The organism is Micromonospora sp. LZ37 (genome assembly GCF_059359015.1).
Genome location: NZ_JCADBL010000004.1, coordinates 250,995 through 274,209, shown reverse-complemented (window position 1 = coordinate 274,209; position 23,215 = coordinate 250,995). Strand labels below are relative to the sequence as shown.

General features: G+C 72.3%; 20 protein-coding genes and 1 tRNA gene. 14 read left to right on the top strand and 7 right to left on the bottom strand.

Annotated features, from left to right (window positions below; all coding sequences use genetic code 11):
• Window positions 1–312: 312 nt before the first annotated feature.
• The 4 genes from AC5L3Z_RS11415 (at window position 313) to AC5L3Z_RS11400 (ending at window position 4,320) form a co-directional block, all read left to right on the top strand.
• A complete protein-coding gene (locus AC5L3Z_RS11415; protein ID WP_334529063.1) occupies window positions 313–1,194 on the top strand; it encodes a helix-turn-helix domain-containing protein in 882 nt (293 codons plus the stop codon).
• Complete coding sequence (locus AC5L3Z_RS11410; RefSeq protein WP_334529060.1) at window positions 1,164–1,385, top strand: DUF397 domain-containing protein; 222 nt, start codon at window positions 1,164–1,166, stop codon at window positions 1,383–1,385. Before AC5L3Z_RS11415 ends, AC5L3Z_RS11410 begins: the two co-directional genes overlap by 31 nt.
• Window positions 1,386–1,531: 146 nt before the next feature.
• Entirely contained in the window at window positions 1,532–1,936 is a 405-nt protein-coding gene (locus tag AC5L3Z_RS11405) for a hypothetical protein (RefSeq protein ID WP_494841517.1), read from the top strand.
• Between the two features lie 821 nt (window positions 1,937–2,757).
• Window positions 2,758–4,320, top strand: coding sequence for a S8 family peptidase (locus AC5L3Z_RS11400; protein ID WP_494841516.1), 1,563 nt, complete (start codon window positions 2,758–2,760; stop codon window positions 4,318–4,320).
• Between the two features lie 69 nt (window positions 4,321–4,389).
• Here AC5L3Z_RS11400 and AC5L3Z_RS11395 read toward each other — a convergent pair whose 3' ends face one another.
• From AC5L3Z_RS11395 to AC5L3Z_RS11385, 3 genes are all read right to left on the bottom strand, one after another.
• Window positions 4,390–5,196: a WecB/TagA/CpsF family glycosyltransferase gene (locus AC5L3Z_RS11395; RefSeq protein ID WP_494841515.1), complete on the bottom strand. Its 807-nt coding sequence runs from the start codon at window positions 5,194–5,196 to the stop codon at window positions 4,390–4,392.
• The gene (locus AC5L3Z_RS11390; protein WP_494841514.1) at window positions 5,193–6,266 is read right to left on the bottom strand and encodes an NAD-dependent epimerase/dehydratase family protein; all 1,074 of its coding nucleotides are present in this window, start codon (window positions 6,264–6,266) and stop codon (window positions 5,193–5,195) included. Before AC5L3Z_RS11390 ends, AC5L3Z_RS11395 begins: the two co-directional genes overlap by 4 nt.
• 109 nt (window positions 6,267–6,375) lie before the next feature.
• Window positions 6,376–6,461: transfer RNA gene (locus tag AC5L3Z_RS11385), tRNA-Leu, on the bottom strand.
• 225 nt (window positions 6,462–6,686) lie between these two features.
• On the opposite strand from AC5L3Z_RS11385, the gene AC5L3Z_RS11380 reads away from it, so the two are divergent.
• The 8 genes from AC5L3Z_RS11380 to AC5L3Z_RS11345 all read left to right on the top strand — a co-directional run bounded on the left by AC5L3Z_RS11380 (window position 6,687) and on the right by AC5L3Z_RS11345 (window position 16,521).
• Entirely contained in the window at window positions 6,687–7,481 is a 795-nt protein-coding gene (locus AC5L3Z_RS11380) for an FHA domain-containing protein (protein ID WP_088959603.1), read from the top strand.
• A 6-nt stretch (window positions 7,482–7,487) separates the two neighbouring features.
• Window positions 7,488–7,976, top strand: coding sequence for an FHA domain-containing protein FhaB/FipA (locus AC5L3Z_RS11375; protein ID WP_334534257.1), 489 nt, complete (start codon window positions 7,488–7,490; stop codon window positions 7,974–7,976).
• Window positions 7,973–9,397: a PP2C family protein-serine/threonine phosphatase gene (locus tag AC5L3Z_RS11370; protein ID WP_494841513.1), complete on the top strand. Its 1,425-nt coding sequence runs from the start codon at window positions 7,973–7,975 to the stop codon at window positions 9,395–9,397. Before AC5L3Z_RS11375 ends, AC5L3Z_RS11370 begins: the two co-directional genes overlap by 4 nt.
• Window positions 9,398–9,424: 27 nt before the next feature.
• Window positions 9,425–10,918 carry an FtsW/RodA/SpoVE family cell cycle protein gene (locus tag AC5L3Z_RS11365; protein WP_494841512.1) on the top strand — a complete coding sequence of 498 codons (1,494 nt, stop codon included), beginning with the start codon at window positions 9,425–9,427 and terminating at the stop codon, window positions 10,916–10,918.
• On the top strand, window positions 10,915–12,411 hold the full coding sequence (locus AC5L3Z_RS11360) for a peptidoglycan D,D-transpeptidase FtsI family protein (RefSeq protein WP_494841511.1): 1,497 nt from the start codon (window positions 10,915–10,917) through the stop codon (window positions 12,409–12,411). The genes AC5L3Z_RS11365 and AC5L3Z_RS11360 overlap by 4 nt, the downstream gene beginning before the upstream one ends.
• 1 nt (window position 12,412) lies before the next feature.
• A complete protein-coding gene (locus AC5L3Z_RS11355) occupies window positions 12,413–13,828 on the top strand; it encodes a serine/threonine-protein kinase (protein ID WP_494841510.1) in 1,416 nt (471 codons plus the stop codon).
• Complete coding sequence (pknB, locus tag AC5L3Z_RS11350) at window positions 13,825–15,621, top strand: Stk1 family PASTA domain-containing Ser/Thr kinase (RefSeq protein ID WP_494841509.1); 1,797 nt, start codon at window positions 13,825–13,827, stop codon at window positions 15,619–15,621. Before AC5L3Z_RS11355 ends, pknB begins: the two co-directional genes overlap by 4 nt.
• Before the next feature lie 204 nt (window positions 15,622–15,825).
• Window positions 15,826–16,521, top strand: coding sequence for a SanA/YdcF family protein (locus AC5L3Z_RS11345; RefSeq protein WP_494841508.1), 696 nt, complete (start codon window positions 15,826–15,828; stop codon window positions 16,519–16,521).
• A gap of 25 nt (window positions 16,522–16,546) precedes the next feature.
• Here the strand turns inward: AC5L3Z_RS11345 and AC5L3Z_RS11340 are convergent, their stop codons facing one another.
• The 4 genes from AC5L3Z_RS11340 to AC5L3Z_RS11325 form a co-directional block, all read right to left on the bottom strand.
• Complete coding sequence (locus AC5L3Z_RS11340) at window positions 16,547–17,197, bottom strand: aminodeoxychorismate/anthranilate synthase component II (RefSeq protein ID WP_494841507.1); 651 nt, start codon at window positions 17,195–17,197, stop codon at window positions 16,547–16,549.
• A 4-nt stretch (window positions 17,198–17,201) separates the two neighbouring features.
• Complete coding sequence (locus AC5L3Z_RS11335) at window positions 17,202–17,483, bottom strand: hypothetical protein (RefSeq protein ID WP_494841506.1); 282 nt, start codon at window positions 17,481–17,483, stop codon at window positions 17,202–17,204.
• Between the two features lie 8 nt (window positions 17,484–17,491).
• Window positions 17,492–18,592: a class E sortase gene (locus tag AC5L3Z_RS11330; RefSeq protein ID WP_494841505.1), complete on the bottom strand. Its 1,101-nt coding sequence runs from the start codon at window positions 18,590–18,592 to the stop codon at window positions 17,492–17,494.
• An 824-nt stretch (window positions 18,593–19,416) separates the two neighbouring features.
• Window positions 19,417–20,178, bottom strand: a complete 762-nt coding sequence (locus AC5L3Z_RS11325) for a DUF881 domain-containing protein (RefSeq protein WP_494841504.1) — start codon at window positions 20,176–20,178, stop codon at window positions 19,417–19,419.
• A gap of 270 nt (window positions 20,179–20,448) precedes the next feature.
• Between AC5L3Z_RS11325 and AC5L3Z_RS11320 the strand changes: the two genes are divergently transcribed.
• Both AC5L3Z_RS11320 and AC5L3Z_RS11315 read left to right on the top strand, forming a co-directional pair.
• The gene (locus AC5L3Z_RS11320) at window positions 20,449–20,712 is read left to right on the top strand and encodes a cell division protein CrgA (protein WP_494841503.1); all 264 of its coding nucleotides are present in this window, start codon (window positions 20,449–20,451) and stop codon (window positions 20,710–20,712) included.
• Window positions 20,713–21,006: 294 nt separating this feature from the next.
• Window positions 21,007–23,205: a (Fe-S)-binding protein gene (locus AC5L3Z_RS11315; protein WP_494841502.1), complete on the top strand. Its 2,199-nt coding sequence runs from the start codon at window positions 21,007–21,009 to the stop codon at window positions 23,203–23,205.
• Window positions 23,206–23,215: the final 10 nt, after the last annotated feature.

The window sequence follows — 23,215 nt, the reverse complement described above, 5'->3', positions numbered from 1 at the left end:
TGAGTAACCCGTGCCATACGGACAGACTGCATCAGCGATGTGCTCGATGCAAGTTGCACGTCGACTTTTGCCGATAAGTGAGCGCGACACGTGAACCGGGCGCTTGAAGACGCCGACCTCGAAACGGCACACTGGACGCCGGTTTCGCCCGCCGCGGCCGGTCGACCACCGGCACCACCCCTGCCGCGAACGATCGCCCGCCGTTCGTCGGTCGCGCCCTCGGCGGGTGTGGACGCAGGCGCGAGCGACCGGAGGTAACCGGGTGAGCGCGAGGAACGGGCCTTCCCGTCCGGCGAGCCGTGGGGTGGCGCGGTGAGCGAGCGGCGCAGCCCCACCATCCGCCGTCGGCGCCTGGGCGCGGAACTGCGCCGCCAGCGCGAGGCCGCCGGGATCACCATCGAGACCGTCGCCGAGCAGCTCGAGTGCTCCGCCTCCAAGATCTCCCGGATCGAGACGGGCCACACCTCGGCCACGCCCCGCGACGTCCGCGACATGCTCCGGATCTACGGGGTGGTGGGCGTCGAGAGCGACGAGCTCGTGCAGATCGCCCGGGAGGCGCGGCAGAAGGGCTGGTGGCATCCGTACAGCACGGTGCTGGTCGGGGCGTTCGTCGGGTTGGAGGCGGCGGCCAGCTCGATCCGGGCGTACGAGCAGCAGGTGGTCCCCGGCCTGCTGGAGACCGAGGAGTACGCGGGCGCGATGATCCGGGCCGCGCGCCCGGACTTCACCGCGGACCAGGTGCACCAGCGGGTGCGTGTCCGTCTGGGCCGTCAGTCGTTGTTGACCCAGGACGATCCGGTCGATCTGTGGGTGGTGCTCGATGAGGCGGTGCTGAGCCGGCCGGTTGGCGGCGACGCGGTGATGCGTGGCCAGCTCAAACGGTTGGTCGAGGTGGCGGAACTCCCGAACGTGACGCTTCAGGTTCTGCCTTTCGAGGTGGGTGCGCACGCCGGCATGGACGGCACGTTCACCATCCTCAGCTTCCCCGAGCCGAGTGATCCCGATGTCGTGTACGCGGAGAACGCCACGGGTGGGCTCTTCCTGGAGAAGAGCGACGAACTGCAGAAGTACAGCTTCATCTTCGATCACATTCGAGCAGCGGCCATTCGCCCGGAGGAATCCATCGCTCACATCGCAAAACTGGCAGAGGAGCCGTTGTGGAAATGGCGACCAAGAGGGTCCGCAGGGACCTGACGCAGGCGACGTGGTTCAAGAGCTCGAAGAGCGGGCCGAACTGTGACAACTGCGTAGAGGTGGCGTACGTGCCCGGGGTGGTCGGCGTGCGGGACTCGAAGGACAAGACAGGTCCCGCCCTGGTCTTCGCTCCGGGTGACTGGCACGCCTTCGTCGCCGGCGCCCGGGACGGCGCCTTCGTCCAGCATTGACCGACGCAGCGTGGCGTTGACGACGGGCCGGTCGGGGAGTGCCCCGACCGGCCGTCGCCACTTCGGCCCCGTCTCGTTGAACCCTCGGTACGACGCTGGTCGACGACCGGCCGCACGATCGGAATCGAACGAGGCAGGCGAGACGGATGACGACGATCGGTTCAGACAACCTCACCAACGGCCCGGGCAAGTCCGAGCGGTTCGGTGGCAAGTACCGCGGCGCGCGTCGGGACACCGTGCTGACCGAGGTCGTGTCCACCGACACCGAGGTCGGCCGGGAGTCCGGGCCGGCGAGCCCGGAGCAGGCCGGTCCGCCGCTGTCGCTGCCCTCGCTGGACCCGAACCCGCTGACCGAACCCTCGTTTCCGCCGGCCGGCTGGCCGGTCGAGCCGACCGAGTCGCTGGTCGACCACCCGCTCCTGCGCGGCCTGCTGATGGAGCTGCCGCCGAAGGGGAGTGTCCCGCCGCCCGGTTGGCTGGACCGGTGGTTCGAGGCCACCCGGGCGATCCTGGAGCTGCTCTACGTGCAGGGCTCCGGCCGCCCGCGCTGAGGCCGGCGCCGCCCGCGGCGTGGGCGGCTTCAGCAGTGACGGTCCGCCGGGCGAGGCCCGCTCGGCGAGCCGGTTGTGCCGCAGCGCGAGGCGTACCCCGAGCGCGAGGACGGCGAGGCCGCCGACGGTGACCGCCGCCCCGACCACGTCCGGTCGGGTCGTGAGGTCGAGCCCGCCGGCCGTCGCCAGCGCCGGCACCGTGGCCAGGGCGGTGACCTGCAACGGCAGGCCGACCAGCGGGTGTGCCGCGGCGGCCCGCAGGCCGTGCGGCGCGGGCGTGCCCGGTGCGGTGGCGAACGCGCCGGCGCCGGCCCGCAGCCGGCGTACCCGGGGCAGGGTGCGGGCCGCGACGACGAGCGCCGGCCCGGCCGCCAGGGTGAGCCCGGCGGCGGCCCGGTCGGCCGTGGTCGCGCCGGCGCCCGCCAAAGCGGCGGCGAAGACCGCCGCGGTCAGCCCGAGGGCGGTCAGGGTCAGGGCGGACAACCATCCGGTACGCCGCCGGAGTGCGCGGGCACGGTCCAGCCCGGGCAGTCCGTCCGCCACCACGCCGGCGGCCAGCCAGAGCGCGGCGATCGGGATCAGGACGGCGAGCTCACTCTCCATGTCCGACAGCCTGGCCCCCGCCTGGGCCGGGCGGATCCAGGACCGCCCCCGGTTCGACCCCCACGCGTCCCGTAGGGGGCCATCTCTCCGGTGGTATGGGCGAGTTGGCATGTTCAGCTTCCCGTTCGGCGGGACCTACTCTCGGATCGATCGGCGTACATCGATTCATCCGGCGTCGCGGGTGAACGGTCGGACGCCGGTCCGAGGGAGGTAGGGAGATGGCTCTTCCACACAGGTCCGTACTCGTCGGGGTGGCTGCCCTGGCGATGGTCGCGACCGCCACGCCAGCGATGGCCGCCGAGCCCACCGGTGCGATCCGCGCCGCCGGCGGAGCCACCGCCGTGGCGGACAGCTACATCGTCGTCTTCAAGGACAGCGCCGTCGCCCGCACCGCGATCGGGTCGTCGGTGAACCGGCTGGTCAACCGGCACGGCGGCACCGTGGCCCGGACGTACAGCGCGGCCGTGCGCGGCGCCGAGATCCGGGTCGACGCCCGGGCGGCCGCCCGGATCGCGGCGGACCCGGCGGTGGCGTACGTCGAGCAGAACCACACCGTGTCCCTGGCCGGCACCCAGGCCAACCCGCCGTCGTGGGGGCTGGACCGGATCGACCAGCGGGCGCTGCCGCTGAACAGCTCGTACACGTACCCGAACACCGCCGGCAACGTGACCTCGTACGTCGTCGACACCGGCATCCGGATCAGCCACACCGACTTCGGTGGCCGGGCCACCTGGGGCACCAACACGGTGGACAGCAACAACACCGACTGCAACGGCCACGGCACGCACGTCGCCGGCACCGTCGGCGGCACGGCGTACGGGGTGGCCAAGGCGACCCGGCTGGTGGCGGTCAAGGTGCTCAACTGCTCCGGCAGCGGCACCAACGCCGGGGTGATCTCCGGCGTGGACTGGGTCACCGCGAACGCGGTCAAGCCCGCGGTGGCCAACATGAGCCTCGGCGGCGGGGCCAGCAGCGCCCTGGACACCGCCGTCGCGAACTCCATCAACTCCGGCGTGACGTACGCGCTGGCCGCCGGGAACAGCAACGCCAACGCCTGCAACTCCTCGCCGGCCCGCACCCCGGCCGCCATCACCGTCGGCGCGACGACCAACACCGACGCCCGATCGTCCTTCTCCAACTTCGGCACCTGCCTGGACATCTTCGCCCCCGGCACGTCGATCACCTCCGCCTGGAACAGCGGCGACTCCGCGAGCAACACCATCAGCGGCACGTCGATGGCGTCCCCGCACGTCGCCGGCGCCGCGGCGCTGGTGCTCGGGGCCAACCCCGGGTACACGCCGCAGCAGGTCCGGGACGCCCTGGTCAACAGCGCCACCAGCAACGTGGTGACCAACCCCGGCACCGGCTCGCCGAACAAGCTGCTCTACGTCGGTGACGGCGGCACCCCCCCGCCGCCGCCCCCGCCGCCGCCCGGCTGCACCGGCACCAACGGCACGGACGTCGCGATCCCGGACGCCGGCTCGGCGGTGAGCAGCTCGATCACCATCTCCGGCTGCGGGCGCAACGCCTCGGCGACCTCGACGGTGGCGGTGAACATCGTGCACACCTACCGCGGTGACCTGGTCATCGACCTGATCGCCCCGGACGGGTCGGCGTACCGGTTGAAGAACAGCAGCGGCTCCGACAGCGCCGACAACGTCAACACCACCTACACGACCAACGTCTCCGGCGAGGCCGCGGACGGCACCTGGCGGCTCCAGGTGCGCGACATCTACTCGGCCGACACCGGCTACATCAACACCTGGACGCTGACCCTCTGACCCTGTTCCCACGCGCGAGGCCCCGCCCGGAACTTCGGGCGGGGCCTCGTGTCGACGTGCGGGGCCGGTTCAGACGGCGAAGGTCGGCGGCCGTTCGGTGGCGGGGGCCGGCGGCTTCGCCTTCCACAGGCCGGTCTTCTGCCCGGCGAGCCGGGTCAGGTAGGCCGGGTTGAGGATGACGTACCGGCGCCAGAGCCGCTTCGGCTCCAGGCCGAGCCGCCAGAACCACTCCAGCCCGGCCCGCTGCATCCACGGCGGCGGCTGCTTCAACAGGCCGGCGTGGTAGTCGAAGGCCGCGCCGACCGCCATCATCGGCATGTCCAGCAGCGGACGCATCGCGTACGTGAAGACCTCCTGGCGCGGGCAGCCCAGCCCGACCAGGACCAGCCGGGCGCCGCTGGCCCGGATCCGGTCCGCGATCTCGACGTCCTCACCGGGCTGGACCTCGCGGAACTTCGACGGCTCCACCCCGGCGATCTTGAGGGCGGGGAACATCCGCTCCAGGGCCGGGATCAGCTTGTCGAGGGTCTCCTCGGTGGAGCCGTACAGGTAGACCGGCAGCCCCTCCTCGGCGAAGCGGTGCAGCACGTGCAGCGTCAGCGTCGGGCCGTAGACCCGGTCCGACAGGTTCGCCCGGTGCAGCAGGTTGAGCGCCCAGCGCACCGGCTGCCCGTCCGGGGTGACCACGTCGAAGGAGTTGAGCCGGGCGTTGTGCGCCGGGTCGAGCACCCCGGTCATCACCCCGTGCACGGCGAGCGCGGTCAGCGCCAGCGGCCGGCGATCGCGCGCCGCGGCCACCACCTGCTCGGTCGCCGAGGCGTAGTCGGTCGCGTCGACCAGGACGCCGAGGACGTTGCGCTTGGTGTTTCCGGTCATGCCTGCGGCACCCACTTGTCGACGTTGGCCTCGTAGATCTCCCGCATGATCATGGGGACGTCGTAGACCTGCTTCCAGTCCGGGTAGTCGGCCTGGAACGCCTCGTTCGAGCCGATCCACCACTTGTGGTCGCCGATCCGGTTCGCCTCGACGTACTCGGTGATCATCTCCTGGCCGGTGATCTGCTCGGCCAGGGTGAACGCCTCGCGGTTGGAGGTGTTGGAGTGCCGCCCGCCGCCGAGGTTGTAGACCGCCGCCGAGCGGGGGTTGCGGAAGAACGCCTCGAACGCGGAGACCACGTCCGAGCTGTGGATCGCGTCCCGTACCTGCTTGCCCTGGTAGCCGAAGATCTTGTACGTCCGGCGCTCCATGTTGGCCCGCATCACGTACCCGAGGAAGCCGTGCAGCTCGGTCGCCGAGTGCGCCGGGCCGGTCAGCGTGCCGCCGCGGAAGCAGGCGGTCCGCATGCCGAAGTAGCGGCCGTACTCCTGCACCATCACGTCGGCGGCCACCTTGGAGGCGCCGAAGACCGAGTGCAGGCAGGCGTCGATCGACATGTCCTCGCGGATGCCCTGCTCATACGGGTGCCCCGGCTCGATCTCCCACCGGGTCTCCTGCTCCACCAGCGGCAGGCTGTTCGGCCGGTCGCCGTAGACCTTGTTGGTCGAGCAGTGGATCACCGGCGCCTCGATGCAGTGCTCACGCACGTTCTGCAGCACGTTGAGGGTGCCGCCGGCGTTGACGTCGAAGTCGGTGAACGGGTCGCGCACCGCCCAGTCGTGCGAGGGCTGCGCGGCCGTGTGGATCACCACGGCGATGTCCCGGCCGTACCGCTGGAAGAGCTTCGCCAGGGTGTCCCGGTCGCGGATGTCGATGCTGTGGTGCGAATACGCCGACCCCAGCTCGTCGGTCAACCGTCGGACGTTCCACGCCGTCGACGCCTCGGCGCCGAAGAACTCCTGCCGCATGTCGTTGTCGATGCCGATCACATGCAGGCCGAGCCCGGCGAAGTGCCGGACCGCCTCGGACCCGATCAGACCGCCCGATCCGGTCACCAACGCGACACTCACACGCCACTCCTGATCAGTAGGAGGCTCAGAAACCACCGGAGCATAGCGTGACGTCCGGCACGTCCCGATACGACGCAAGGGCCCCGCGACTGCGGAGCCCTCGTCGATCTGGTGGGGATGGGGGGAGTTGAACCCCCACGTCCTTTCGGACACACGGACCTGAACCGTGCGCGTCTGCCATTCCGCCACATCCCCGTGGCACGACCTCGAACACTGTAGCGGCGCCTGCCCCGCTGTCGCCAGCGAGCCCCGGCGGATCGCGCGGTGACCTGGGTCGCAACGATCGGCTACCGTTCCTCGGAGCGGTCACCGTTCGTGGCGGACGAAACATTAGCACGGTCGGAAGGGCGCCCGGGAAACGGGCCACCGCGCGCCGGCCGAGCGGCGCGCGAGCTGCATGCGCGCCGGCCGGATACCATCATGTCCTCGGGACCCGAGGAGGAGCCGGTGAGCGTGCTGCAACGCTTCGAGAAGCGTCTGGAAGGCCTGGTCGAAGGGGCCTTCGCCAAGGTCTTCAAAGGGGTGGTCCACCCCGTGGAGATCCTCAACGCCATGCAGCGGGAGGCCGAGGCGCACAAGGCCATCCTGGCTGGTGGCCGCACGTTGGTGCCCAACCGCTACGTGATCGATCTCTCGCCCTACGACCACAGTCGTCTGGCGCCGTACGCCGCCGCGCTGGCCCAGGAACTGGCCCAGTCGCAGGCGGAGTTCATCGGCGAGCAGGCGTGGACGGTCTACGGTGACGTGATCGTCGAGATCGAACGCGGCGAGGGGCTGGACACGGGCATGTTCCGGGTCACCGCCGAGGTCTACACCGGTGGGGAGGTCGCGCCGGTCTCCGCGCCGGGCGGCTACGACGCCGGCCCGCCGGCGTACCCGGCGTACGACCAGGGCGGCGGCTACGGCCCGCCGCCGGGGCACGGCGGCGGCGCCCGCAACGTCCGGCTGGTCTCCGGGGACGGTCGCACGTACCCGCTCCAGATGGGCTCGACGGTGATCGGCCGTGGCGACCAGGCGAACCTGCGCCTGCCCGACGTCGGCATCTCCCGGCGACACGCCCGGCTGGACTTCGACGGCGGGCAGGTCGTGCTGACCGACCTGGGGTCGACCAACGGGACGATGGTCAACGGCCAGCGGGTCTCCGCGGTGGCGCTCAACCCCGGCGACATGATCCAGCTCGGCACGACGACGCTGACCTTCCGCGTGGACGGCTGACCCGCCTTGCCGGAACTCGTCATCACCGTCGCCCGGTTCGGGTTCCTCATCCTGCTGTGGATCTTCGTGTTCACGGTGGTCGGCGTCATCCGCCGCGACCTCTTCGCAGGAGCCCGGTCGGGCCGGCTGGTGGCCGCGCCGCGCGCGGTCGGCGCCTCGACCGGGCAGGCGGCGAAGCCGGCGGCGAAGGCCAAGCGGGGCAGGGCCGCGCACCAGCTGGTGGTCACCGCCGGTCAGCTCGCCGGCACCCGGATCACCCTCGGCGAAGCACAGATCACGATCGGACGGGCCGAGGACTCCACCCTCGTCATCACCGACGACTACGCCTCCGCCCGGCACGCCCGGCTCGTGCCGCGCGAGGGGCAGTGGTTCGTCGAAGATCTCGGCTCGACTAACGGCACCTACCTGGATCGCGCTAAGGTCTCCGGACCAACCCCCGTCCCCCTCGGCGTGCCGATCCGGATCGGCCGCACATCTCTCGAATTACGGCCATGACTCTGACCCTGCGCTATGCGGCCCACAGCGACCGCGGTCTGATCCGAGACGGAAACCAGGATTCCGTCTACGCCGGGCCGCGGCTCCTCGCCGTCGCCGACGGCATGGGCGGCATGGCCGCCGGTGACGTCGCCAGCAACATCGTCATCGGTGCCATGGCGCCGCTCGACGAGGACGTCCCCGGGGACGCGCTCGTCGATGCCCTGCGCTCGGCCGTCGGCACCGCCAACCAGCAGCTCCGCGACACCGTGGACGCCAACCCGCAGCTGGAGGGGATGGGTACCACGCTCACCGCGACCCTCTTCTCCGGCAGCAAGCTCGGCATGGTCCACATCGGTGACTCGCGGGCCTATCTCCTGCGCAACGGTGAGTTCGCGCAGATCACCAAGGACGACACCTACGTCCAGATGCTCGTCGACGAGGGCCGGATCAGCGCGGAGGAGGCGAGCAGCCACCCCCAGCGCTCGCTGCTCACCCGGGCCCTCGACGGCCGGGACATCGACCCGGAGTACAGCGTCCGGCAGGTGCTTCCCGGTGACCGCTACCTGATCTGCAGCGACGGCCTCTCGGGCGTGGTCAGCGCGGACACCATCGGCGAGACGTTGCGGGAGTACACCGACCCGCAGCAGTGCGTCGAGCGGCTGGTGCAGCTCGCGCTCCGCGGCGGTGGCCCGGACAACGTCACCGTGATCATCGCGGACGCCACCGACCAGGACATCGTCGAGGCGAGCCCGATCGTCGGCGGCGCCGCGTCCCGGGACCGGGGCATGGCCACCTCCGCCGACGTCTCCACCCCGGCCGCCCGGGCCTCGGCGCTCAACGCGCCGCGTCCCCCGGCCCCGGAGGATCCGGCCCCCGGTGGCGACGACGAGCCGGACCGGCCCCGCCGGCGCCCGCTGCGTACCGTCGCGATGCTGACGGCGCTGCTGGTCATCCTCGGCGGTGGCCTCTTCGCCGGGTGGAGCTACACCCAGCGGCAGTACTACGTCGGGGCGACCGACGAGGGGCAGCTCGCGGTCTTCCGCGGGGTCCCCGGCCAGGTCGCCGGCCTCAACCTGTCCGACGTGCACTCGGAGAGCCCCGCCAAGCTGGACGACCTCACCCTCGCCGCGCAGGAGCAGGTCAAGCAGGGCATCCAGGCCAAGAGCGAGCCGGACGCGTTGCGCCAGCTGGCCGAGCTGACCCGCGACGACCCGACCAACTCGAACCTCAAGCCGGTCTGTCCGCCGAGCCCCACCGCGGTGGCGAGCAACTCCCCGATCGCGCCGACCAGGGCCGCGCCCGCACCGTCCGCCTCGGCGGCCGGCGGTCGACCGGCCCGATCCTCCGCCACCCCGGCGCCGACCATCACGCCCGACGCCTCGGTCTCCGACGCGGTTCCGCCGGTCCTCGACCCGGCGGGCTGCCGGTCGTCCGAGTGACCGTCGGCTGACACCCAGGGACCTTCCGTGACCGCAGCGGCCACACCGGCAGCCTCGCCCGCCAAGACGGGCGAGCAGCCCGGCGTACGCCTGGCCCGGTCCCGGCGCAACGCGGAACTCTCCCTGTTGCTGCTGGCGATGGTGCTGGTGGCCGCGTACGGGGCGATCGTCGAGGCGAACATGCTCGACAGGGTCACGGCGGACTTCTGGCTGCCCGCGGCGGCGCTGGGCGCGGTCTTCCTCGGCATGCACCTGGTCATCCGGTGGCTGGCGCCGTTCGCCGACCCGGCCCTGCTGCCGGCGGTCGCCCTGCTCAACGGGATCGGCGTCGGCTTCCTGCGCCGGCTGGACCTGGGCAAGGCGGCTCCGGCCGAGCGGGAGACGCTGGCCGTCTTCGCCGGCACCGGCGGTCGCCAGCTCGCCTGGACGCTCGCCTCGGTGGTGTTCGCCGCCGGGCTGCTCGCCCTAATGCGCGACCACCGCTCGGTCTCCCGGTACGCGTACACCCTGGGGCTGGCCGGCATCGTGCTGGTGATGATCCCGGCGGTGCTGCCCAGCCGGTTCTCCGAGATCAACGGAGCCAAGCTCTGGATCATCGTGCCCGGGCTGGGGCAGATCCAGCCGGGTGAGTTCGCCAAACTCGCGCTGCTCGCCTTCTTCGCGTACTACCTGGTCCGCAAGCGCGAGGTGCTCTCGCTGGCCAGCCGCCGGATCCTCGGCATCGACTTCCCCCGGGGCCGGGACCTCGGCCCGGTGGTCGTGGTGTGGCTGATCAGCCTCCTGGTCCTGGTCTTCGAGAAGGACCTCGGCACCTCGCTGCTCTACTTCGGCATGTTCGTGGTGACGCTCTACATCGCCACGGAACGGGTCAGCTGGCTGCTGATCGGTCTGGTGCTCTTCTTCGGCGGCGCGTACCTCGCGTACGTCCTCGGCGGCACCGTCGGCGGACCCTTCGCCAACTTCTACACCCGGGCGGAGATCTGGCTGGACCCGTTCGCCGAGCCGTACGACCGGGGTTACCAGCTGGTGCAGGGTCTGCTCGGCCTGGGCAGCGGCGGCCTCTTCGGCACCGGCCCGGGTGCCGGCGAGCCGCTGGAGATCCCCGAGGTGCAGAACGACTTCATCTTCGCCGGCATCGGTGAGGAGATCGGCCTGTTCGGGCTCACCGCGCTGCTGGTGACGTACCTGCTGATCGTGGAGCGCGGGCTGCGGGCCGGGCTGGAGGTGCGGGACTCGTTCGGCAAGCTGGTGGCCGGCGGTCTCGCCTTCACCCTCGGGCTCCAGGTCTTCGTGATCGTCGGCGGCATCAGCAAGCTGATTCCGCTGACCGGTCAGACCACCCCGTTCCTCTCCGCCGGTGGGTCGTCGCTGATGGCCAACTGGCTGCTCATCGCGCTGCTGCTGCGGGTCTCCGACGGTGCCCGCCGCCCGTTGACCGCGAGTGGCGGCCCGGCCGCGCGGCCCTCGGGCACCCCGCCGGAGCAACTGCACGGCGCCCCCACGGAGGTGATCCGCCCGTGAACGCGCCCCTGCGTCGCGCCGGCGTCGTCGTCATGGTCCTGTTCGGGCTGCTCTTCGCGAACCTGAACTGGGTCCAGGGTTACAAGGCGGACGAATACCGCAACAGCGACTACAACGGCCGGGTCCAGGTGGCCGAGTACGAGCGCCGGCGCGGCAACGTCGAGGCCGGCGGCACCGCCTTCGCCACCAGCAAGGCGACCAACGACAAGCTGAAGTACCTGCGCACCTACCCCGGCGGGGAGAAGTACGCGCACGTGCTCGGCTACAAGTCGGTCAACATCGGCGAGACCGGCATCGAGCGGATCGAGGACGAGTTCCTCGCCGGCACCAGCGACGCCCTGATCGCCAACCGGATCAAGGACCTGTTCACCGGCGACGAGACCGGCGGCGGCAACGTCCTGCTCACCATCTCCAAGCGCGCGCAGGACGCCGCGTACAACGGCCTGCGGGACAACAACGTGGGCGCGACGAAGGGCGCGGCGATCGCCATCGACCCGCGTACCGGGGCGGTGCAGGCGCTCGTCTCGATGCCCAGCTTCGACCCGAACCCGCTGGCCAGCCACAACACCAACGAGGCCACCGCGGCGCACAACAAACTGGAGCAGGACCCGGCCGGTCCGCTGAAGAACCGGGCGCTGTCGGAGACCCTGCCGCCCGGCTCGACCTTCAAGATCGTCGTGGCCGCGGCCGCGCTGGAGAACGGGGTCGGCAAGAACACCCCGATCCCGGCCGGCGCGAGCTGGACCCCGCCCACCTCCGGTGAGCCGATCCGCAACGCGCACCCGTCGATCTGCCCCGAGGACCAGGTCAGCCTGAGCGAGGCCGTGCGGGAGTCGTGCAACACCGGCTTCGCCCGCCTCGGCGTGAAGCTCGGCGCCGACACCCTCAAGGAGAAGGCCCGGCAGTTCGGGTTCGAGCAGGAAGACCTCACTGTCGGCGAGGACGGGCTGGGCGTGGCGGCCAGCCGCACCGGCAGCATGCAGAACCCCGACGGCGGGGACAACCCGGCCGGGGTCGCCCAGTCCTCGATCGGCCAGTTCGACGTCCGGATGACCCCGCTGCAGGGCGCGATGATCGCCGCCACCGTCGCCAACGGCGGCAGCCAGATGCGGCCCCACCTGGTCAAGCAGCTGCTCGGGCCGGACCGGACCACCGTCTACGACGCCGCCAAGCCGCGGAAGCTGCGCGAACCGGTGAGCGGCCAGGTCGCGAACGACCTGCGGGACATGATGGTCGGCGCCGTGGAGGGCGGCACCGGCCGCACCGCCCGGATCGACGGCTACACGGTCGGCGGCAAGACCGGCACCGCCCAGTCCGCGCCGACGCGGCCCGACCACGGCTGGTTCATCGGCTTCGCCATCGACAAGAACGGCACCCCGATCTCCGCGGTCTGCGTGCAGCTGGAGGAGGCCGGCGAGGGCGGCAGCGCCGAGGCGGCCCGGATCGCCGGCCGGATCATGCAGGCGGCGATCGCCGATTCCGGGAGCCGCTGACATGCTCAGCCCCGGCGTCCAGCTCGGCAACCGCTACCGACTCGACGAGCGGATCGCCAGCGGTGGCATGGGCGACGTCTGGCGCGGCACCGACCAGGTGCTGGGCCGTACGGTGGCGGTGAAGAGCCTGCTGCCGGCGCTGCTGGACGAGCCGGGCTTCGCCGAGCGGTTCCGCGGTGAGGCCCGGACGATGGCCACCATCAACCACCCCGGCGTGGTGGACGTCTACGACTTCGGCAGCGACCAGCACATCGCCTTCCTGGTGATGGAGTACGTCGAGGGCGACGCGCTCTCGGCGACGCTGAGCCGGGTCGGCCGGCTCACCCCGGCCCGGACGATGGCGCTGCTGGCGCAGGCCGCCGACGCGCTGCACGCCGCCCACGAGAAGGGCATCGTGCACCGGGACGTCAAGCCCGGCAACCTGCTGGTCCGGCCGAACGGGACGCTGGTGCTCACCGACTTCGGCATCGCCCGCTCCGACCTGGTCGGCCAGCTCACCGCCGCCGGCTCGGTGCTCGGCACCGCGTCGTACATCTCGCCGGAGCAGGCCACCGGCGCGGTCGCCACCCCCGCGTCCGACGTGTACGCCCTGGGCGTGGTCGCGTACCAGTGCCTCGCCGGCCGCCGGCCCTTCGAGGGAGACAACCCCCTCGAGATCGCCATGAAGCACGTCCGGGAGACCCCCAGGCCGCTGCCCGGCGACATCCCGCCGCAGGTCAAGGCGATCGTGGAGCGGGCGCTGGCGAAGGACCCGGCGCACCGCTGGCCGAGCGCCGCCGCGCTCGCCTCGGTGGCCCGGCAGGCGAAGGCGGCGCTCTCCCAGCAGGCCCGCGGCGGTGGGCAGGCCCGCCCGGTCTCGGCGGCGCCGGCCTCGCCGGCCGCCCCGGTGGCCCGGGCGCAGGTCCCCGCCGCACCGCACCAGCAACAGCACCGCCCGGTCTCGGCGGCGCACCCGCAGGCCCGCTCGCCGGTGACCGGCCAGGCCCGCCCGCCGGTGGTGGCGCGGCAGCCGCAGGCGTCCGCCGGGGTGCCGCGACAGGCGGCCCCGCCGGCCGCTCCGGCCGGTCAGACCCGCGGCGCCGCTGCCGTGCCGTCGGCGCCGATCCGGTCCGACCGCCCGACCGGGTACGCCCCGGCACCCGCTCCGGCTTCCGCGCGGCGTTCCAGGTCAGGGCGGGTCCTGCTGGCCATTCTGCTGGCCGTACTGGTTCTGGTCTGCTCCGGCGTGATTTCCTACAAGTCGCGGGAGGCCGTGGGAGCCGGTGACCCCGGCGCGCCCGTCATGCTCAGCGCCACGCCCGGCGCGCTGAGCGCCCACGGACGCGACGATCCGGCCTCCACGCCGTACCGTCGGGTGGAGTTGCCCCAACCGGGCGGCGGCGAGACGACGACGAGCGAAGGACGACGAACGCGATGACAGCGCAGGCCCGCCTGCTCGGTGGCAGGTACCAGGTCGGCGAGCTGCTCGGCTACGGCGGCATGGCGGAGGTGCACCGCGGTCGTGACCTCCGGCTCGGTCGCGACGTCGCGATCAAGATGCTCCGCGCCGACCTGGCCCGGGACGCCACCTTCCAGATGCGGTTCCGCCGGGAGGCGCAGAACGCCGCATCCCTCAACCACCCGGCGATCGTCGCCGTCTACGACACCGGCGAGGAGACCGGGCCGACCGGCGAGACGCTCCCGTTCATCGTCATGGAGTTCGTCAACGGACGGACCCTCAAGGAGGTCCTCGGTGTCGAGGGGCGGCTCCAGCCGCGCCGGGCGTTGGAGATCTGCGCCGACATGGCCGCCGCGTTGGAGTTCAGCCACCGGCACGGAATCATCCACCGGGACATCAAGCCCGGCAACGTGATGCTGACCCAGACCGGCCAGGTCAAGGTGATGGACTTCGGCATCGCCCGGGCGCTGGCCAGCGGCGTCACCACGATGACCCAGACCAGCGCGGTGATCGGCACGGCGCAGTACCTCTCGCCGGAGCAGGCCCGCGGCGAGGCGGTCGACGCGCGCTCCGACGTGTACGCCGCCGGGTGTGTCCTCTTCGAGCTGCTCTGCGGGCACCCGCCGTTCATCGGTGACAGCCCGGTCAGCGTCGCCTACCAGCACGTGCGGGAGGCCCCGCCGACCCCCAGCGACATCAACCCGGACGTCAACCCGGCGGTCGACGCGATCGTGCTCAAGGCGCTGTCGAAGAACCCGCTGAACCGCTACCAGAGCGCCGGTGAGATGCGGGCCGACCTGCTCCGCGCCGCCGCCGGCCGCCCGGTGCTGGCCACCCCGGTCATGCCGCACGACGAGACGGCGCAGATGGCGCCCGGCGCCGGTGCGGCCGGCTACCCGACGCAGGTGGCGGGCGCGGCCACCCGACAGATCCCGGCGCGGGTCGGTGACCCGGGGCGGCGCAAGAGCTCGGCGTGGGTGATCGCCGCCTTCGCCGCGGTCGGTGTGCTGGCGGTGATCGCCCTGGTCGCGGGGCTGTTGCTCCAGAACCGGCCGCCGGAGAAGGTCACCGTGCCGACCCTGGCCGGCAAGAGCCAGGCCGTCGCGTTCGCCGAGATTCAAAACGCCGGCCTGGTGCCAGAGATCGGTGACCCCACCTTCAACAGCACCTGCACCAAGGACACCGTCGCCGACCAGAACCCGAAGCCGGGCGCGCAGGTCGCGCAGAACCAGCGGGTGATCGTCAACATCTGCGGCGGCAAGCCCGAGGTCGCCATCCCCAGCGGGCTGGTCGGATCCCAGTACGAGAACGTCAAGGAACAGCTCGACAAGCTGAAGCTGGACGTCGACCAGAAGCCCGTGGACAGCGGCCAGCCGGAGGGGACCGTCACCAAGGTGACGCCGCCCTCCGGCACCAAGGTCCCTGAGGGCCAGAAGGTGGTCGTGGAGGTGTCCAGGGGCAACATCCGCGAGGTGCCCCGCGTGATCGGCTTCACCGTGGAGCAGGCCCGCGAGGAGTTGAGGAAGGCCGGCTACCAGGTACGGGTGCGCCCCGGCGACGAGGTGCCGGCCGACGAGGCCGGAAAGGTGACCAAGCAGTCGCCGGACCCGGGCACCAAACTGGCTCGCGGCGAGCGGGTCACCATCGAGGTCTCCGTCCCCGAGCCCACGCAGGAGCCGACCCCGCCCAGCCCGACACCGGGCACCCCGAGCCCGACCGCCGGTGCCGGTGGCGGTTTGTTCCCGCCCCCGCCGCGGATGCCCGGCCAGTAACCCGCTTCCGCATCGTCGAAAGGCCCGGCCCGCAGCTGCGGACCGGGCCTTTCGACGAGCTACGAGCTGATCGTCGGCCGGTGCCATGCTTCCCCTGGCCCGCGCCGGGCCCCCGGCAGACTCACCGCACCACTACGCTGAGCGCGGATGTGGGCCCAGGGAAGGGCACGCGAGATCCCAGCACCATCCTCGGGGGGCCGGCCGGTGACAGCGCTCGCACGTCTTCGGAGCAGGGCGTACCGCTGGCGGCCCTGGCGGTTTCGGACGGTCGCCCTGGGCCTGGTCGCGCTGCTACTGATCAGCGTCCCGTGGCTGTGGACGACCATCGGCGCGCAGGGGCACGTGTACGACGAGGCCGAGGCGCCCGCCGCCGACGTCGTGATCGTCCTGGGCACCGCGGTGGCGGCGGACCGCCGGCAACCCGGGGAGCGGCTCGCCGGTCGCCTGGAGACGGCTGCGGAGCTGGTGCACAGCGGGCGAGCCCGGGTGGTGCTGGTCTCCGGTGACGGGGGCGGTACGTCCGGTGACGAGCCGGCCTCGATGACCGCGTACCTGACCGAGCATCTCGGCGTCGATCCACGTCGGGTCGTGGCCGACCCGTTCGGCCTGGACACCTACGACACCTGCCTGCGGGCCCGCGAGGTGTACGGCGTGGAGCGGGCGCTGATCGTGACGCAGTCCTACCACCTGAACCGGGCGGTGACGCTCTGCCGCCACCTCGGCCTCGACGTCGACGGGGTGAACGCCCGCTGCTCCGGCTGCGGGGCCGTCCTGCTCGCCGGGAAGGCGGTCCGGGACTACTTCGCCAGTGGCAAGGCGGCCTGGGACGCCGTCCGGCACCGGCCGCCCGCCGTCAGCTCACCCACGAGCACCGAGGTGCGGGACGCGTCGAAGAGCTGACCGGGCGACGGGTCGACCTGATCGGTCAGGAGGTGGCGAACGCGGCGCGGCGGCGGGCGTCCACCTCGGCGGCCAGCTCCGGGGCGCGCTCCAGCGCCTCCGGGTGACCGCAGGCGGCCAGCCAGTTCGCCAGCATCAGGTGACCGCCCTCGGTCAGCACCGATTCCGGATGGAACTGGACGCCCTCGATGGGCAGGGTCCGGTGGCGCATCGCCATCACCACCCCGGACCCGGTCCAGCCGGTGACCTCCAGCTCGTCCGGGAGCGTCTCGGGCAGCACGGCCAGCGAGTGGTAGCGGGTGGCGGTGAACGGGTCGGGCAGGCCGGACAGCACCCCGACGGACCGGTGGCGCACCTCGGAGGTCTTGCCGTGCAGCAGCTCGGGGGCGCGGGTGACGGTGGCGCCGAACGCCTCACCGATGGCCTGGTGGCCGAGGCAGACGCCGAAGATCGGCAGCTCACCGCCGTACGTCCGGATCACGTCGAGGCAGATGCCGGCCCGGTCCGGGCTGCCCGGCCCCGGCGAGAGCAGGACGCCCGCGGCGCCGACCCGGCCCACCTCCGCCACGTCGATCTCGTCGTTGCGCCGGACCTCGCAGTCGACGCCGAGCTGGCCGAGGTACTGCACGAGGTTGAAGACGAACGAGTCGTAGTTGTCGATCACCAGGACACGCATCGGCTCACTCGTCCGGAGAGGGGGGTGGGGTGTTGTTCTCGTCGGTGTCGTACGGCAGGTCGTACTCGTCCCCGGTCGGCGCGTCCCCGGGTTCGCCGCCGGGGGCGTCGCCGCCCGGCGTGCCGGAGTCCTGGGTGACCTGCACGTCGTCGAAGGGGAGCAGCGGCTCGGCCCACGGGAAGACCACGTACCACAGCAGCGCCACGGCCGCGGTGGCCAGCAGCACCGACCCGGTCAGCCGGCCGGGCAGGCCGAACGGCAGCTTCCGCCAGATCCAGGAGTACATCGTGGTCCTCAGGCTCCCAGTTCCTGCGGCCGCCCCGCCGACTTGGGCTGCTTGCGCTCCAGTTCGGCGTGGACGATCAGGCGCTGGTAGTTGTCGAATTTCGGGTTACAGGTGGTCAGCGTGAGCACCGCCTTGGTCGGCTTCTGCCCGGGCTTCGACGGCACCGGCGCGACCACCTCGACCTGGTCGGGCCGGACGATCCGGGACTGGTAGACCTTGTAGACGTACCACTCGGTCTTGCCCTCCACGACGATCGCGTCGCCGTTGTCGAGCTCGTCCAGCGCCCAGAAGGTGGCCCGGTTGCGGTGCCCGGCGACGGAGAAGTTGCCCAGCTGGCCGGGGAGCGCGCTCTTCGGGTAGTGGCCCGGGGCGTACCGGATGTCCTTCTGGGTGACGCCCTCGACCACGACCCAGTTCTTGTCCAGCTTGGGGATGTAGAGCCCGGCGATCGGCTTGCCCTCCACCGGCGGCTTCGGCTTGGGGGCCGGGCCGGTCGGGGCGACGGTGGGGTCGCCGGTCGGGCCCCAGGCCTGCTCCAGCTGCTTGGTCAGGTCGTTCTGGTGGGCGTCGACGATCGCCGACTTGCCCCAGATCTCGTAGCCGGCGAAGAGGAGCACCACCAGGCCGAAGGTGATCAGCACCTCGCCGGTCAGCCGGATGCCGGTGCGCAGCCGGGAGCCGAACGACGGGCGGGTCAGCTCGGAGTAGACGCTCTTGTAGCCCTCGCCGGTCTGCTCCGGTCGCAGCTGGACCACCCGCTCACCGCGCCGCGGCTGCGGCTGCGAGCCGGCCGGGGTGTCGTCGGCGCCGTCACGGGGCTCCGGGGCGGGGGGCACCGCGCCCATCAGCGCCGTCGAGTCGAGCGCCGGTGGGGCGGCCTGCGGTCGGCCGACGGCCGGGATGACGGCGGTCGCCGAGGGATCCGGCCCGGCGCCTCGTGGGCCGCTGTCCGGGCCGGGACCGCCGGGCCGGCTCGACGGGTACGGCTGCGGCTGACCGGCAGGGCCGGACCGGTCGTCGGTCGGGGCGGGTGCGGTCGGCCGGACGTCGGCCGGCGGCCCGGTGCGGTCGGTGACCTTGGGGATGAACGCGGTGGGCGCGTCGGCCACCGGCCGGGTCCCCGGGCCGGACCGCCACTCGGCGGCGCGGGGATCGGCTGCGACGCCCGGGCCGGGCCCGGCGGGGCGCTCCGCGCCGGCGGGCGGTCGCTGGGGGCCGGCTGCGGCGGCGGGCAGGTGCCCGGGCGGCGTGGCCGGCGTCGACGCCCGCTGGGCGGCGGGCGGTACCGCTGCCGACGACCGTTGCGCGTCCGGCGCCGCCGGCGTGGTCGAGCCCGGGGATCGGTGGACGGCCGGTGGCACCGGGGTGGCCGGTGGCCGGTGAGCGTCCAGCGTCGCCGGCGTGCCGGAGCCCGGTGCGCGGTGGACGGCCGCTGGTGCCGGGCCGGCCGGGGGCCGCTGAGCGGCCGGTGGCGCCGGGGTTGCCGGGGCCGGGGGCCGCTGAGCGGCCGGTGGCGCCGGGGGTCGCTGGGCGGCCGGTCCGGCGGGCGTCGACGGCGCGGCGGGCGCGGTGGGCCGGCCCTGGGCCGCGCCGCGCCACGCGGGCGGCGCGGGCCGACCCTGCGTACCCGGGTTCTCGACCCCGCGGTGGGGTGCGGGCGACCCGCCGTTCGGGGCGGTGTCGCGGGCGGCGGCGGGCGGCCGACCCGGACCGCCGTTCGGCGGCGTCGGGCGGCCGGCGGGACCGGGCGGGGCCGGCGCGTCGGCCGGTGGACCCGAGCTTTGGGAGCGCGGCGGCAGGACGGGGTCGGGCCAGGGCCCGGTCGGGCCGGGACGGTCGGGGGTGGGCGGCGCGGAGTGGCCGATCCTGGGGATGAAGGCGGTCGCGTCGTCGCCCCGGTCGCGACGGCGGCCCTCGCCGTCGTCGTCACGGGTCATCGCGGCACCGTCGCCGAGCGCAGCGCGGTCGAGTCCTCGAACGCCGGCACGGTCACCGCGGAGACGGTCTCGGAGTAACCGAGCCGGTAGTGGTGGACCGCCTGCTTGAACAACCCGACTCCCTCAGAGTCGGCGAGCGCCCGCTGGAGAGCCGCGGGATCACCGATTGCTACGATCTTGAACGGGGGGGAGTACACCCGGCCGTGCAGCAGCAGGGTGTTACCGACGCAGCGTACCGCGCTGGTGGACAGCACGCGGACGTTCATGATTGACATGGCCTCGGCGCCACCCGCCCAGAGCGCGTTCACCACCGCTTGGACGTCACCCTGGTGGACGACCAGGTCGTCGTTGGTGGCACCTTTGGGCAGCGTCCCGTCGGCGGGTGCGTCGTTCAGCTCGACGGTCACTCCGGTGCCGGCCAGCGCGACGAATCCGGCGGCCTCGCGGCTGGCCAGGGCCCGGTCCTGCTGCTCCTTGATCGGCCCGTCGGTGCCGGCCAGCGCGGCGGTCTCGCTCTCCACCTCGGCGCGCAGTCGGGCGGCCCGCAGCTCGCTCGCCGCCACCTGCTCGCGGCGGTCCTCGATGAGCTGGGTCAGCTGGGGGCGCCGGTCCTCCCGCAGGGCGGTGCCGCCCGCGGTGGTCGCGGTGGTGGTGAAGAGCAGCCCGGCCGCGGCGGCGATCATCGGCACCCCGATCGACCAACCCGGCCGGCGCTGCCGTGGACGCCCTGGCACCAGTGCGGCGACGGCGCGTCGCATGGCCTTCTGCCAGGACGCCGCGCCGGTTGTGTACTCCCCCGAGCGTTCCTTCCCCCGTCGTCTGGTTGCCGCCCGACACCACCCGCAACGGTTCGCCCGTCCCGGCGTGGCCCCACTCTTTCGGTCACTCCGTGCACCGGCCTGACCCCATTCGTGGCTTGAACGGGCCGTCGGGACTACGCTAGCTGTCGAACATTATTGGCCATGGACCGTCGCCCCCGCGCCCGGTTGTCAGGCCGGACGAGGTCGTCACCCCCTCTGGAGAGCGTCGTGCCCAAGTCTCAGGTCCGCAAGAAGAAGGTGTACACCCCGCCGGCGGACGTACGTCCGACCGCGACGGCGGCGACGCGCAAGCCTAGCCCGGTGTGGCTGCCGGCCACGGCGGTCGCGCTGATCGTGGGTGGCATCGGCTGGCTGGTGGTCTACTACCTCTCCGCCCAGGAGTACCCGGTCGCCACGTGGGGCTACTGGAACCTCGCGGTCGGCTTCGGGGCGATGGTCTCCTCGCTGATCCTGCTCTCCCGCTGGCGCTGAGGCGCCCGGCGCTCCGGCACCGCCCACCGCACGACCCAGGTCACCTTCGCGGAACCCTGCCCGGCGCTCCGGCGCCGGGCACCCTATGGTGTGCGCAGGGCGGCGCGGCCGGGTGCGAGAAGACTCACGTTACTCCTGGGTAACCTTGCGCGTAGGCTGCACTGCATGACCGAGCGGAGCGAGGTCATCGACCGGTCCGGTCGAGGGTGCGGCAGCGGCGCTACGCCGGTCCCGTCCTGAGTCGGCCCAGGTCGCCGAGCCGCTCGACAGGCAGCAGACCGGGAGGCCAACTCGATGGGCAGCGTCCAGATCGTCACCACGATCCTCGCGGCCGCCATCACCGCCGTGGCGGTGTGGCTTGCGGCGCGCGCGGTCATGAAGATGACGGCCGTCATCCGGCTCGGGCAACCCGCGCCGGAGCGGTTCGGCGACAAGGGCACCCGCGCCAAGACGATGTTGGTGGAGACCGTCGGTCACACCCGCATGCTGAAGTGGAGCGTGGTGGGCGCCGCGCACTGGTTGGTGATGGTCGGCTTCGTCGTGCTGTCGCTGCTGGTGCTCGAGGCGTACTTCGAGGTGGTCACCCCGACCGGCGGACTGCCGATCATCGGGCACTGGATCGTCTTCGGCCTGGCCACCGAGGTCATCGGCGTGCTGGGCCTGGTCGGCATCCTGGTGTTGATGGCGATCCGGCTGCGCAACCGCCCGACCCGGCCGGGCGGTCGCTCCCGGTTCACCGGCTCGACCATGTGGCAGGGCTACTTCGTCGAGTGGATCGTGCTGCTGGTCCTGATCTTCGGGTTCGTGATCCGGGGCTTCAAGGTCGCCACCGACCACTTCGAGTACCCGTTCTGGGCCACCCCGGTCAGCCACGCGATCGGCGCGGTGCTCCCCGACTGGGAGGACGGCGCCAGCGTCGCCGCGCTCATCAAGATCGTCATCTCGATGACCTGGCTGATCGTCATCTCGCTCAACGTGACCATGGGCGTCGCCTGGCACCGCTTCCTGGCGTTCCCCAACATCTTCTTCAAGCGCGAGCCGGCCAAGCCCGCCGGCTCCGGCCTCGGCGCGCTGCGGCCGATGATGAGCGAGGGCAAGCCGCTCGACTTCGAGGAGGCCGACCCGGAGAAGGACCAGTTCGGCGTCGCCCAGGTCGAGCAGTTCAGCTGGAAGGGCCTGCTGGACTTCAGCACCTGCACCGAGTGCGGCCGCTGCCAGTCGCAGTGCCCGGCCTGGAACACCGGCAAGCCGCTGTCGCCGAAGCTGATGATCCTGAGCCTGCGCGACCACGCGTACGCCAAGGCGCCGTACCTGCTGGCCGGTGGCGGCAAGGACCTCACCGGCGAGGAGAAGGCCACCGCCGCGCAGCTGGCCCACATGGACGTGCTGGCGCTCGCCGAGGCGGACAAGCCGCTGATCGGCACCGCCGCGGAGGGCGGGGTCATCGACCCGGACGTGCTCTGGTCCTGCACCACCTGCGGCGCCTGCGTCGAGCAGTGCCCGGTCGACATCGAGCACGTCGACCACATCGTCGACATGCGCCGCTACCAGGTGCTGATCGAGTCGAGCTTCCCGTCCGAGGCCGGCGTCATGCTCCGCAACCTGGAGAACAAGGGCAACCCGTGGGGCGCCCCGCAGAACACCCGCGAGGACTGGACCAAGGGCCTCGACTTCGAGGTGCCCCGGGTCGGCGAGGTCGACGACTTCGAGTACCTCTTCTGGGTCGGCTGCGCCGGCGCGTTCGAGGACCGGGCCAAGAAGACCACCCGGGCGGTCGCCACGCTGCTCAACGAGGCCGGCGTCTCCTTCGCCATCCTCGGCGAGGGCGAGACCTGCTCCGGCGACCCGGCCCGCCGGATCGGCAACGAGTTCGTCTTCCAGATGCTCGCCCAGCAGAACGTCGAGACGCTGAACGAGGCGTTCGAGGGCCGGGAGAAGGCCAAGCGCAAGATCGTGGCCACCTGCCCGCACTGCTTCAACACCCTGGGCAACGAGTACGGCCAGCTCGGCGGTGAGTTCGAGGTCGTGCACCACACGCAGCTGCTGGCGCACCTGGTCTCCACCGGCAAGCTGACCCCGGTGCAGCCGGTGGACGGCGGGGTCACCTACCACGACCCCTGCTACCTGGGCCGGCACAACCGGGTCTTCGCCGCCCCCCGCGAGGTGCTCGGCGACGCCATCCAGGGCGAGCTCACCGAGATGCCGCGCAACAGCGAGCGCTCCTTCTGCTGCGGCGCCGGCGGCGCCCGGATGTGGATGGAGGAGAAGATCGGCAAGCGGATCAACGTGGACCGGGTCGAGGAGGCCATGTCCACCGGGGCGAGGACGGTCGCCGTCGGCTGCCCGTTCTGCTCGACGATGCTCAACGACGGGGTCAACGGCAAGGGCGCCGGCGAGCAGGTCGAGGTGATCGACGTGGCCAGCGTGCTGCTCCGCTCGGTCAAGCCCGACACCGCCCAGGACGACAAGAAGGCCGCGCCGGTCGCCGGCTGAGGTCGTACCC